Here is a 12,912-nt window from a genome sequence, read left to right as displayed (position 1 = left end):
TAGTTGATGAGCAACTATTCCGACCCCGTCGTGTTTAATTTGCCGAAATGCTCCTGGGAGCAGGGCTGGGTGCTGCCTGTTGTCTTGCCGCGCTAACCACGCAGCGTAATGGTGGTGGCCAGCGCCGGGGAGCGACCAGTAGTGACGAAGCCGGAGATATTAGATCCCGGATGCTTGATGATATCGATAATGGAACCCAGGTGGTGGCTCAAATCGATCTTGTCTTCCGGCGCCGCCAGAACCAGATGGAAACCGAACTCCTGCAGCGCACGGATGCCAGCTGCCGCATATTCGGAGTTCGCTTGGATGAACGCTTCGTCAATCATCACGGTGCCGTAGGAAGTGAAACCCGCCGAGGCAAAGCCCAACTGATAGGCCAGGGCTGCGCCCATGATGAAGGACGTGAAGCGCTGGCCCTCACCACCGGATAGCGTGCCAGGTTCCAGGCCGGTCTCCACCTCTCCGTTCGGCTTGTGCTCATTGCAGCTAATCACCACGTGTTGCCGAACATCCAGCACGGTAGACCGCCAGGCGTTCAAGCCTGGATCGCTCAGTGCGGAAACTAGGGCTTCAAGTGCCTGGTAGGACTTCGCCAGAGTACTTTCTTCCTTGGTGGTGTAGGCGTCATTTAATGCCGCCTTCAGTTCCTTGCGGAAGGTTTCAGCCTCAACGGGAATCGAGTTTTCAACTTCCAACCGCAGCATCGAGCCATGTTCGAAGGTGACATCGGCAAGGATCTGGTTTAGCGGTTTGATTCGCTCGGAAATCATCCGGCGTTCCTCGTCAAGCAGCTGCAACAGGTCGCTGAAGCGTTCGTAGGAACGGTTGGCAAAGTACTCGCGGAACTGTGCTTCGTGGTGGGGCAATCCGTCTGCAACGATCTGACCATGCAGTTTGGCATAGTGCTCGGCGGCTTCCGGAGTTGTTCCGTGCGTCTGCGCGTGCGAGGTACCGAATTCTCGGGCAAAGCGTTTGAAGGTGTCGCTTAGCGCCCCACCTACTTCATGGCGTTGCGAGGAGAAATCGTTGAGCTGGCCGCCTAGCTGCACCTTGACCTCGGCGAAGGCTTCGCCAATGGAATCTACTGGCGGGCAATCGCCCGCAGCCACCTGTTCCAAAATCGGGCCAAGGATCGCATGGTGACGCAGATGAGTAGGGACAGCGGAGACCCAGTTGCCGTTTGCATCCTCACCTTCGGTGGTTGCGAGCACTTTCTGCGCACGTTCGTTCTGTAGCTCTAGATCATCAATACGCGAGCGCACCAACGCGAGGTCGCCAACCAACTGCTCAGAATCTGCCTTTGCGTTTTCGATCTGCTGGCGAATTTTCGAAGAATCGCCCGAAAGCACCAGTGCGTCGCCGAGCTTCTGCTCGCTGCGACGCAGGGAATCTAGCGCAGCTGAAGCATCTAGCTGGGCAAAATTGCGTTCGTCGGCAACGATGGCCGCAAGCAGCTGAGACTTCGCAACGACTTGGTTTTTTGCTGCCGTCCGTTCATCGGCGGCATCCTGGGCTTTCAGGATCTGTTCCTTGAGGCGTTCGGCTTTGTTCTGCAATTCCGAAATTTTGGATTCGTTGGTGAAACCAAGCAGATAATCAGAGGCCGGGACGCTGCGGGTATCGCGTTCAAAGCTACCCGCACCGGATTTGATGGTTCCTGCGGGAGTGATGGCCTTGGGATGCACATGCATCGCCGCGTCATTCTCCACACAGGCCAGCGGATAATCGGCGGTGATCTTGGTGCGCAGCCAGGTTCCCGCTTCACCTGAAGCAAAGTCGAGTTTGCTGACCAAATCGGCCGGTCCGGCTTCTGCTTCGCGTGGTTTGACCGACGTATCGACCCAACGTACTCGACCCAATCCGTCGAGTTCGTCAATTGCGTGCGTTACCTGGGTGAGGAATTCGCCTGGCACCAAAATGGTGCGAGCCAGCGAGCGCAATGCCTTTTCGGCAGCCAGCCGCCAGATGGCCGAGTCAGCGGCCACATCCATCAGTTCGCCAGCGAAGGGCAACTGCTCTTCGCTCAAGGAACAAGCCGATGCGATGGCTCTGCGTGCTGCCACTGAACGGTCATCGATATTCGTGCCACGGCGCTGGTAGGAACGAATCTGCTCGTCCAATGCTTCTGCACGCTTGCGCAGCGCCATCAGCGAGGCCATGGCCTCGTACTCAACCGTCTGCGCATCTTTGGTGATGGAAGCCAGCTGTTGCATGGTCCGGGCGGCATTCCCGCGCAGCTCATCGAGCCCGGTGGCGCTGAACTCGAAGTTCAAGCCGGCAGCGGTCGCCTGTTCCTGCAACGCGCGTAACGCGGATTCCTTTTCCGAAAGTGCCTTGCGTGCCGCATCCGCCTCACGCTCTAGTAGCATCAGCGAGGCTGAACCAGCGGAATCGTGGGCCGCCGCGAGCGACTGAAGCTGGCCCTCGGTCCGGCTCTTGCGCGCCAGAATGTCAGCTTCTTGTTCCTTGAGCTCGGCTAGTTCGCGTTGATGACGGTGCAAGTCGTTGCGCAGAATATGCTGGCGGACCTTGGCATCGAGTTGCTGCAGATCGCTATTGAGCAGCTGTTCGGTCTCGCCGATGCGTTGGGCGAGCGTTCGATAAACCTGATCCTGCTCTGGAACCTGGGCCAGCACATCGCGCTGTGCGCGCGCCGTATCCAATTGACGGTAGATGCCGCGCAGATGGGCGAAGTCCTCCACCGCCGCCGCTGCCGCTTTCAGCGTGGTGGGTTCTTCCAACACCTCGTGACGGAAAAACTGGTTGACACCCTTCGCCAACCCTTTGCCGTTTTGCAAGGTGCGAAGCAAGGCAAAAGCCTTGTCGCTTTCCACCCCAAGGCGGCGGCGGACACGTTCGATGAAGGCCTTGTGCGTATCAAATGCCTCGGTTGGTTCCAAAGACTTGGACAGCGAAGACACGGTAAAACGTCGTGGCCCATGATGTTCAAGCTCCGCAATATCCAGCGCGCCTTCACTGAGCAGATAATGCTTGGACACCTGATTCTCTAACCCTGCGTCTGGCAGGTCGAAAACCGCGCCAATGCTGACGGTGTTGCCCAGGCCATCCTCGTAGCCCAGCAAGATGGCGCTCCATGTAGCGCCGGGGCGCTGATAGACGGTGCCCGAGCTGGTCTTGAACTTGCGGCCACGCAGGTAGGAGAAGGTGGTGCGGCGATCGGCGCGAGTTGCGGCATCGTTTGCAGACTCGTTGAGCTTGGGGGTCGCAAAGAAGATGTGCCCCATGGCATCAAACAAGGTCGACTTACCCACGCCGGGGTGTCCGGTGACCAGCGTTCCAGCGCGATCAATTTCAAGGTTGTGCAGGCCGTGGAAAGTGCCCCAGTTAACGATCTGGATCCGGCAGAGCCGATGCTGTCCCGGGTTGAGGGCGCCACCGAGCGGGAGGGTCATTTCTATACTCATCGGCTACTCCTGCACCAGGTCGGTTGAATCCAGGGACAGTTCTTCGGAAGTGTCGGCGGACAGATTCAGCGTCGATTCGTTTGCATTGATCGCAGCGATATATTGGGGAATATCTTCGATTCGTGAAATGGGCAGGGCCATCGCTAGGGCCGGAGAAATCCTGAATTCGTCGGCTAATTCCGTGCCGGTGAGCAAGCGCAGGGAATTCAGCCGGGCAATTGCCGCGTCACAGGATTCGGCAAAGCGTTTGTCATCGCGATCGGAGGGACTACGATGTTCGGCCAAGATCTCATGCATGGCGCTTCGTGAAAGGACTGCGTCGGTTCCGGTGCCGGAATGCTGTTCCAGCAGTAGGCGCAGGCGTAGCGCGAGCAAGGTTTCGTCGCGCTTCAAGGCGCGGCGCGGGGCAATCGGAGAGGTGTGCACCTGATCGATTTGCGCTGGAGTAAGCATCGCAATTTTTCGATCCGTGTCCATGGAGATGGTCAGAAAAATTTCCGAAACATAGGCTCCTACTACTTCCTGCTGGTCTAGCAATAGCTGCCAAGCCGCCGGGTCGGTTGACCCATCGAGGTAGGGGCCGCGTAGCAAACGTACTAGTAATTGCCGCAGCTCCAATGAGAAGTTGCCGCGGTCTCCCTCAAAGAGCGATTCGGTGATGGGTGCAGCATATGAATTTGTGCTGGTCATAGCGGCTCCTTCGTGAAAGTTAGGGCGGGAAGAATTGCTGTACGTTCAGAACCATCAACCTGCCGGAAGGTGATGGTCATCAAATCCGTTTCACTCAGTGATTCGCCGTTGGTCCGGCCTATTTCGATCAAGGCACGCACGGTATTCAGATGGCGGTGCTCTTCGGGCAGATCATTGAAAATTTCATCGAGCGGGAGCCGATCCTCTGAGCGGTGGCCAAGCTTGCTTGTTACCGACTCACGGAGGAAAGCCATATTCGCTTGCGGAGTGGATGGGGTGCGCACGATATCGGAGGCGCTGTAGTCCGGTGCTGCCGCCAACGGCGGCGGGGCCACATGCTCGGACGGGTCAAAGATGCCTAGGCCAGCAAGCGTCATGAACTGTGGGGCGAAAAGTTCAAGCGGAGCCAAAGCACTGCGTGGCCTGAGCGTCACAGACTTCACGATCGCCGCTTCAGCACTACGTACCGCCTGGCGCAGAAGCTGTGCTTGTTGGTAGTCCTCAGACTGAACAAAGGCATGCAGCGATTCGGAGAGCTTTCCGTACGAAGTATGGACTTCTGCTGCCTGACGTCGGAGCTCACGAAGCAAATTGGTCAGAATCTGGCGTTCCGGAGTATCGAGGTCGTCCACGAAGTTGCGTTCTAGGACTTCAGAAAGTGCGGCGCGGAAACGCTGTTGCGCGTCTGGAGAGTTGAGGAACTCCGTGAAGCCCCGGAAGGTCTCGCCCTCGGCGGTTGAACGGAGCTGGCGGTCGGCTTCTAAGACTTGGCCTACCGCAACGCCTTTTGCCGTAGACGCGTCCAAGATGCCTTCCCGTAGGGAATGCAACATCTCCTGAACCCCGTCGCGCATTAGGCGGAAGTCGGCAGGAAGGCTCGAAGCCAAGTCAAGCACCGAGCGAGTCGCGGACAGCGCGGTGGCACGCGAAAGCACCGCAGGAGCATCACCGGTGCGCAGTTCATTGATCTGCGCTTGCCGCATGGCAATCTGTGACTCCAAGGCACGAATACGCGCTTCAGGGTCTGGATCTGTCTCGTGGGCTAAGGACTCCAGCGAGGACAGCAAGGTATTCAAGCGAGAAGAGTTCAGGTGCGAGTCGTCAGCCGAAAAATCTGCGAGGAAACGCAGGGTACGCAAGGTCTGTGCGCTCGGTTCGTAGACGAAACGCCCGTCGATCAGGGGACGGGCCAAGATTCCCTGCTTGACCCAGACCTCGGCGAAGTCTTGGGCGGAATACGTTTGGGGAATCTGTTCGTCGCTGGTGCGAGCGAGCTTCAAGAACGAATCCAATGAAGCATGGAAAAGTTCTAGGGCTACACGTGGCTTGTCCGCAGTAAATTCTGATCGGATAAAGGCAACAGCCCAAGGCTGCGCGGTAAGAAGCCGATATGCTGCCGAACTCCTGAACTGCTGGGACTGAAGCCACAAGCTGTTCGCGCGATGCGAGGGCTGCATGTACATCCTTGATCTTTCGACGCCTAACCTATCAATTCTAAGCCATCGAGCCTGAAGGTTCATGTGAGAAATTGTGAAGTGAAAAGTGTTGCCAAGTTGTTGCCCGGCCGACTGCGTCCAAGGGTACAAACCCCAGATAAGTATGTGTAAGGTCGGAAACAAGGTGATGGCAAGGAGAAATCGTAGCGTCCATGGGGATAGCCGCTACGAGGAGAGAGATGCGAAGTGAAGCACATCAAGATCGCGGTAGTGGCCACAGTCGTCTTGGCATTGGCCGGTTGTAGTGACCAAGTCGACCCTGAAATAGCTGCTAGTAGCGCGTCTCAAGCAGCCGTAGAGGCTCAAAAGGCTGCAGATGAAGCTGCACGCGAAGAAGGCGTCCTTGCCCAGATCAATCGACTTGCCGACGGGTACGACTACAACGCCGCCATCAAACTGGCGGAGGAAGACCCTAGCGCCAAACTCAACGACTTGGTTCGGGGTCTCGAATCTGAAAAGAAGGGCACCTCTGCGTGGGAACACCCCGACCAGATTCCGCACTTATTCTTCCACTCGCTCGTTGTTGATCCGAAGCGCGCCTTCGATAAAGACAATAGGGCACAGGGCTACCGGGACTATATGGTGACGCAAAAGGAATTTGAAGCGATCCTCCAAGAGCTGCACAGCCGTGATTTCGTGCTGGTCAACCCTGCTGACTTCGCCGGTCTCGATAAGAAGAAAAATATGAGCTACCGGGAAATTATGCTTCCGGCCGGGAAAAAACCCATCGTCTTATCCCTTGATGACCTGAGCTACTACGAATATATGGAAGGCGATGGTTTCGCCGACCGGCTGGTGCTCGATAAGAAGGGCAACGTCCGAAACGAATATGTAGACGGTGACGGTAAGAAGCATGTGGGCGCGTACGACGTGACCACAGTGCTCGATGACTTTGTAGCCGAGCATCCGGATTTTTCCTACCGGGATGCTCGCGGGATCATCGCCATGACCGGCTATAACGGTGTATTCGGCTACCGGACTTCGCAAAGCCAATATCCGGATAGTAAGAATCTTAAAAAGGACCGGGAAGAAGCAACCAAAATCGCCGAGGCGATGAAAAAGGAAGGGTGGGTCTTCGCCTCTCATTCATGGGGTCATATCGCAACCGGAACCGTGAGCCTGGGCCGTTTCAAACGTGACATGAAGCTGTGGAAGGACGAAGTCGAACCAATCCTGGGCGAAACCGATCAGTTCATTTACCCTTTTGGCTCAGATATCGCTCGCACCGGGTCATACTCGGGTGCACGATTTGAGCTGTTGAAGAAGGAAGGGTTTATGTACTTCTACGGTGTAGACGGCACCATCACCGCATGGATGCAGCAACGCGATGATTACCAGCGGCAGATGCGAATAAACGTCGATGGCCTGCAATTCGACAAAGAGCAACGCGGGGATCGGCCCGTGCTGAAGTCCTTCTTTGACGTAGCAGAAGTTATCGATTCGGCGCGGTGAAAGACGCGCCGAATCGATGGACGGCCAATGGTTAAAGCGCCATGAAAGCACCGAGTTGCGACAATGCGGCGGGATTCGATGGCAGGAAGTCGGTGAGTCGCTCGCTACGCACGATCACCGCTTTCCACTGGCCTCGGGAGATGGCCACGTTGATGCGATTTCGGTTCAACAGGAAATCGATACCTCGTGAAGCATCGTCGGCGCTTGAACAGGCCATTGTCACCAGTACCACTGGTGCTTCTTGACCCTGGAATTTGTCCACCGTGCCGACCTTCACCCCGGAAAGCTGTTCCCCGTCAAGGATCTCGCGCACCAGATTCACCTGGGCGTTGTAGGCGGCCACGACAAGAATGTCTGCTTCGGCCAGTACCCGCGGTTCCTTCCCGCCACCCGGATTCCACAGCATTCCCAGATGCTCGCGGACTAGCCCCGCAATGGTTGAGGCTTCTTCGGCACTGCTGGTCGTGTTCCCACGGTGCTGCACGATGCGGGTCTCAACGCCAGGGGCTGTTCCTCTCAGTTCGCGGAGCCCCGCGGCCTTCGCGGAGAACAACTTGTGGTCGTAGCTCAACGCCGAGACTTTTTCGCAAAGCTGCGGGTGCATGCGCCATGATGTTGCAAGGAAGTAGCCCAATTCCTCCGGTAGTACCGGGCGACCTTCGGATAGCCAGCCCAATGCTGATTCATCCACAGGCTGGGGATGAGAACCCTGGGTTACCTGCGGTAACTGTTGCGGATCTCCGAGCAGCAGAAGGTTACGTGCTGCCCGTGAAACGGCCAAGGTGTTAGCCAGCGAAAACTGTCCGGCTTCGTCGATGACCAATAAATCCAAACTCGCGGCCGGGATCCGTTTGCCGGTCATCGTCCACGCGGTGCCGCCAACTAGCGCACCGTCTGCAGAGCGGATCGCATCGTCAATCGCCGCGGCGCTGATACCAGTCCACGGCACAGGGTCCTTGTGCTTGACTTCCTTCGCAACCTGATCGGGGTGCACGCCTGCTTCGATGGCCTTGCGCAAAACGTTTTCAACTACCGCGTGAGATTGGGCGACGACTCCAATCTTCCAGCCGTCCTTAACCAATTCGTGAATCACATGCGAAGCGACAAAGGTCTTGCCGGTGCCCGGAGGGCCCTGAACAGCAAGATAAGAATGATCCAGGTCCTTCAGGGCTTCCACCAAGGCAGGATAAACTTGGGCGTTACCGTCCACTATTGCTGGGGCGGTCGGGGTAGCTAGGGTTTTCAACCGCGGTGGAATTCGACGCAGAATATCTATGCCAGGCTGTTGCGGTAGCTCCGGGACAATGGCACCGACCTCTTGGGCGATCTGTGCCAATGCTTCGTCAATGCTTTTGGTGGCTATTGGCTGGCCTGGGGTGAGCGCGACGGGGAAAGACCCGTACTCGGAGACTTTCCCACTGGTCTTTTCTGCGATGGCAATCCATCCTTCGCCAACCTCGACCACCGTGGCGTTGAAAGCTCCGCCGCGAAGCGCGTCGTCGCCTGCTTCCATGCCTTCGGGCAGGGGTGCGGCAAACATGGCAAAGACCCCGGTGCCCGGGCTGAGCAGTGATCCTTCGGCCAGAGTTCCGTAAAGCTTGGTGACTCTGGTCAACGTCCGGGCGCGTTCGGTTGCTTTATGCCAATCTTCAAGTAGCTCTGCGGAGTCCACCGTGAAGATGCCGCGTACCTCGGACCAATCGTCCATAGGTGCGGAGAGCCGGTCGAAATGCTCCCACCAGAACTGCTTTCTCTCGCGGCGATTGTAGCCAGTGGCCGCCGCGACCATGGCGATTGCCCGGTCATCGTCACTCAGTGCTTGGTTGTGCGGGAGCCCGGCCAAATATTCTTGGAGCCGTAGCTCTTCTTCGGTGGGCTCATATTCGTCGGGGACTTCGTCCAAAAGCTCTACATCAGGATGCCTTTGTGGCTGGAAGTCTACGAGCGACAAGAGCCAATCGCGCAAGCGAAGCGTCGACAGGCAATCGTATTCATTGTAGTCAGCGATTGATTCGAGAATCTGCGCTGCCTGCGCATCAGCACCGGAGGCCAGCGCAGATACATAGTGGGCATAGGCGACCACGGAAGCACCCGCATCGGTGACATCACCGGAGCGCAGATGCTCTTTCATATATAGCGGTTCAAGCTTCTTGATTGAATACGAACGGGTGGACACCACCAACGAGTTTCGTACCGTTTCATAGAGATCAATGAGTAGATTGTCGCGGAGCCACTGGTCGACTTCGTCTTCTCCTGCAATATGAACCTGTGAGAGTTTACGTAGTGCACTTTTTTCATAGGCCGCGTAGTGGTAGATCTTCATGTTCGGGAAGCGCTGACGGCGCGCTTGCACGTACTCAATAAAGTCCAAGAAGGCTTGTCGTTCTTCGGCGCGGCTGTGTGCCCAAAAGGGGCGGAATACCGGTGCTCCAGTATCATTTTCAATGACCCCGAATAGGTATTCCAATCCCCACGAGTTATCGACGGGTTCCTGATATAGCGGGTCGCCTTCGAAGTCGAAGAATATGTCACCTTGGTCGGGGTTGGGCAGCGTCGATATCGTTTGCGACGACTTCACCCGGTAGGACACCCCCTGCTCGGTACCGTCCACCTGTCCCAAACCCAATTGCATTCTTGCCTGATCGACCGTGCGGGCCAGCGAGGTGCCTTCCTTGGCGTTCGTTGCGGCAAGCTGGTCGATAGTGAAGATTCCTTGTCGGCGAAGCTTCTCACGTTGCACCATCGACATATTGGCTACCAGCAGCACATCGCGTGTGGTGCTCACCTGCTCCGCGCAGAAATCACAACGGCCACAAATGCGTATCGTGTCCGAATCCCAGAGCACCGGGCCATTGGCTGCGGAGTGCTCACCGACCATCTTGATAAATCGTTCGCGCTGAGCGCGGAACACCGGGAGGATCTCGTCGATTCGGTGCACCGAGTGAGTACCGTCGCCAAGAACCAATGTTGTTTGTGGGTGTACGGCTATGTTTTCGGCTTGCAGTTGGTCTGCGTAGGCGGCAACTTGAAGCAATGCGGATACCCTGGCATGCCTTGCGAGTTTGGTGTCCCAAACAGCCCAGCTGCCGTCGGGCTGGCGAACCAAGAAATCGGCGAATCCGATAAAAGAGCCGTCAAAGAACGTAGCTTGGAAGATGACGTCCGCACCGCTGCGAAGCGTTTGGATGGTTTCGCGGTGCGCTGCCTGCAAGGACGCAGCATTGTGTTCGGGTCTTGTGAGGAGCTGTTTGACGCCGGTGCCGGACTGCGGGTCGTAGTCACCGTATTGCTCAATTAGTTCCGCAAGCACGTTTCGTTCGTGGACGTCTCCGAGCTCCGCGGTTCTTACAAGCATTTCGTCGGTAGCCGACTCGGTCTTTCCCCGGCGCCCGAGTTTTACATCCAGCAGGCACAACGATTGAAAATGACAGTCGACTGCGACCGCAAGGTCACTAGCCGAAAAGACGAACTGATCACCAAAGAAGAACACGGGGGCGGTGCCTTTCGCAGACTGGGTGGTTACCTAGTCAACGTAGCACTCTGCCCCGACCAATTGATGTCCGTTGCCTAGTCTTGCGAAGGCTTCGTCGCGCCGCCGACAACTAGCGAAAGAACACCCACCGCGGCGGTGACCGTGTTGACCGCTGGCCAAGCTCCGATTTTCTTTGACAATGGGTGCGATGCACCGAAAGCAGTGAGGTATGCGCCGACCAAGGCAATTGCCTTGGCTGTTCCGGCATCCTTTTTCCAGATGAAGAATGCCCCGGTACCGGCTGCTGCCAACACCACCGCGGCAAGTGGGCGCTTCTTGGTGATGCGACCCGTGGCGTATCCGCCAGTCAATCCGGTGACGGCAATGGCGGTAGAAGCTAAGCGAGACAAGGAAACCTCCAGAAAACGACAACAGTATGCTGCCGTTAATCGTATTGCTCTCACCTGTGACCATCCCCAGAAGTTGGTGCATGGTCGAAGTGGCAATTCGGGGAATGCGCTAGGGATTGAAAGAATGAGAGAAATCGACGATCGAAATGCATCTGGAGCGAACATGATTGTAGATCTCAATGGAGCTTGGGCTCGGCTATGGGAATCGCAACCTGTTGATCTCGTCTCCGGGCAATGGACAATCCTATTAGTCCTTGTCCTTGGGCTGGTACTTCCACGCCCGGTATGGCGAATTACCGGAATGTATTCCACTCTGGTCCATGAGCTAGGACATGTAATCAGTGCGCTGTTCACCGGGCGCTTCGTCACTGGGCTCCGCCTCGGCTGGGACCACTCCGGCGAAGTTGTCAGCCGTGGTCGGGGAAAGGTCTCGATCATTATTTCTGGGATCTTTGGCTATCCCGCGCCACTTCTAGTCTCGGCTGCATTATTGTGGGCCACTGCCGCCGGCTATGCCGGCAGAGCCTTGGGCATATACGCGTTGTTCTTTGTGCTTGCCTTAGTTTTCGTGCGTAACTGGCCAGCATTTGTCGTGTGCAGCGCGAGCGCTTTGGTCGCTCTCGGAGTCGTTTTCTTTGCACCGTCCAGTGCTTACATATATTTGGCCTTGCTCCTTGGCGGATTCCTGCTTTGCTCGGGAATCCGTGATTACCTCAAGGTCTTGGCAGTTCATACTTGGCGGCGCCGTGACATTGAGCAATCCGATGCTTACCTGATTGCCCGCGCCACCGGGACCTTTGCCACGCTTTGGCTGTTGGTCATCATGGCGTTGGGCGGAGCCGGCATATTCTTAGGAGTTCAGAGTCTTCTTCGGCTGTTTTAGCTTTTTAGTCGCACGGCTACGCGACACCAGCCAAGCCGTGGCAGCCGCAATGCCAACCGGCAGCCACTTTGTTTTGCGCTTGGTCCGTCCGGCCGGGTCAATTTCCATATCTTGTAATGGATCTCCGCCATGATTGATGCGAATCTCCTGGGCTCGGACTAAGTCCTTGTAAACCGCAAGTTGTTCGCGAGCCACCATGGTGTTGTCGCGCAAGGGAAGATGCACCTCAGCTGCTGAGGCAAGGCCGGTTCGTAGTTGGCGCAGACGGGTAAATTCAATGTCTACCAATGCCCCGATAATGAGTGCGATATTGCTGATCCAGCAGGCCAGAACGAGAACAATGACGCCGCCAATCGCTCCGTATGTGGCCGAGTAGCTTGCAAATTTTGCGAGGTAGACGGTGAATCCCACTGCGGAAAGGCCAAGAACTATCAGAGCCGTAAATGTTCCTGGGGAAAACCAATGGAACTTTACGCGTCTAACGTTCGGGGTGAAGTGGTACAACAAGGCAAGAACCAGCAGGATCATCACAAATAGGGCTGGCGGTTTGGCGATGTTCAGCAGCAGCACGAAGCTGTCGCCGAGTCCGAAAAGATTTCCCATGGCCCGTGCGATCGAACCGGACGTTACCAGCAGTGCCAAAGAAATCACGGCCACGACCATGATCAGCACGGTGATGGCAAACATTTGCGGGCGTCTCTTCCATTGTGGACGACCTTCGCGTACACCGAAAAGCCGGTTCATTTGCCGGCTGAATGCGGTCACGTATCCGGAGGTGCTCCACAGGGCACCGAGGGAACCAATCAAAATGGCCCAAAATGTGCCCTTGGCTGAGCTCGCGAGGCCGGTGAGTAGCTGCTCAGCGGTTTCGACTAGTTGCTGGGCGTCGCCGGTTTGCTGTCCGCTAGCAGCGAGGCTTTGGCGAATCAGATCCATAATCCATTGAGTGCTACTTTCGCTTGCTCCAACCAGCGAAAGCAAAGAGATCAGTGCCAGCAGTCCGGGGAACATCGCTAGAACCATATAGTAGGAAAGGGAAGCGGCTCCGTCTAGCCCGTCGATTCGGAAGAATTCTCGCATCGCC

The 12,912-nt window shown here is 56.6% G+C and carries 8 protein-coding genes; 2 read left to right on the top strand and 6 right to left on the bottom strand.

The window, feature by feature from the left end; translation table 11 throughout:
- Positions 1-92: 92 nt before the first annotated feature.
- The 3 genes from CQ017_RS13930 to CQ017_RS13920 are packed head-to-tail and all read right to left on the bottom strand — an operon-like array spanning position 93 to position 5,572.
- A complete protein-coding gene (locus tag CQ017_RS13930) occupies positions 93-3,425 on the bottom strand; it encodes an ATP-binding protein (protein WP_105554186.1) in 3,333 nt (1,110 codons plus the stop codon).
- Positions 3,426-3,428: 3 nt separating this feature from the next.
- Positions 3,429-4,115: a DUF4194 domain-containing protein gene (locus CQ017_RS13925; RefSeq protein WP_105554185.1), complete on the bottom strand. Its 687-nt coding sequence runs from the start codon at positions 4,113-4,115 to the stop codon at positions 3,429-3,431.
- Positions 4,112-5,572 carry a DUF3375 domain-containing protein gene (locus CQ017_RS13920; RefSeq protein ID WP_105554184.1) on the bottom strand — a complete coding sequence of 487 codons (1,461 nt, stop codon included), beginning with the start codon at positions 5,570-5,572 and terminating at the stop codon, positions 4,112-4,114. Before CQ017_RS13920 ends, CQ017_RS13925 begins: the two co-directional genes overlap by 4 nt.
- A 225-nt stretch (positions 5,573-5,797) precedes the next feature.
- On the opposite strand from CQ017_RS13920, the gene CQ017_RS13915 reads away from it, so the two are divergent.
- Entirely contained in the window at positions 5,798-7,063 is a 1,266-nt protein-coding gene (locus CQ017_RS13915) for a polysaccharide deacetylase (protein WP_096289124.1), read from the top strand.
- Between the two features lie 31 nt (positions 7,064-7,094).
- Here the strand turns inward: CQ017_RS13915 and CQ017_RS13910 are convergent, their stop codons facing one another.
- On the bottom strand, positions 7,095-10,418 hold the full coding sequence (locus tag CQ017_RS13910; RefSeq protein WP_258133667.1) for a bifunctional RecB family nuclease/DEAD/DEAH box helicase: 3,324 nt from the start codon (positions 10,416-10,418) through the stop codon (positions 7,095-7,097).
- A 212-nt stretch (positions 10,419-10,630) separates the two neighbouring features.
- Positions 10,631-10,945 (bottom strand): hypothetical protein, encoded by a 315-nt coding sequence (locus CQ017_RS13905; protein ID WP_096289120.1) that lies wholly within the window; start codon positions 10,943-10,945, stop codon positions 10,631-10,633.
- Between the two features lie 124 nt (positions 10,946-11,069).
- On the opposite strand from CQ017_RS13905, the gene CQ017_RS13900 reads away from it, so the two are divergent.
- Positions 11,070-11,828, top strand: coding sequence for a M50 family metallopeptidase (locus CQ017_RS13900; protein ID WP_176484312.1), 759 nt, complete (start codon positions 11,070-11,072; stop codon positions 11,826-11,828).
- On the opposite strand, the gene CQ017_RS13895 is transcribed toward CQ017_RS13900, so the two are convergent.
- Positions 11,796-12,908, bottom strand: coding sequence for a YihY/virulence factor BrkB family protein (locus tag CQ017_RS13895; protein ID WP_258133681.1), 1,113 nt, complete (start codon positions 12,906-12,908; stop codon positions 11,796-11,798). The genes CQ017_RS13900 and CQ017_RS13895 overlap by 33 nt on opposite strands.
- Positions 12,909-12,912: the final 4 nt, after the last annotated feature.

This window comes from Arthrobacter sp. MYb224 (genome assembly GCF_002975455.1).
In the GTDB taxonomy this organism is placed as follows: Bacteria; Actinomycetota; Actinomycetes; order Actinomycetales; family Micrococcaceae; genus Glutamicibacter.
Note: the sequence above shows the minus strand (reverse complement) of the source record. Positions and strands in the feature narration are given on the sequence as shown.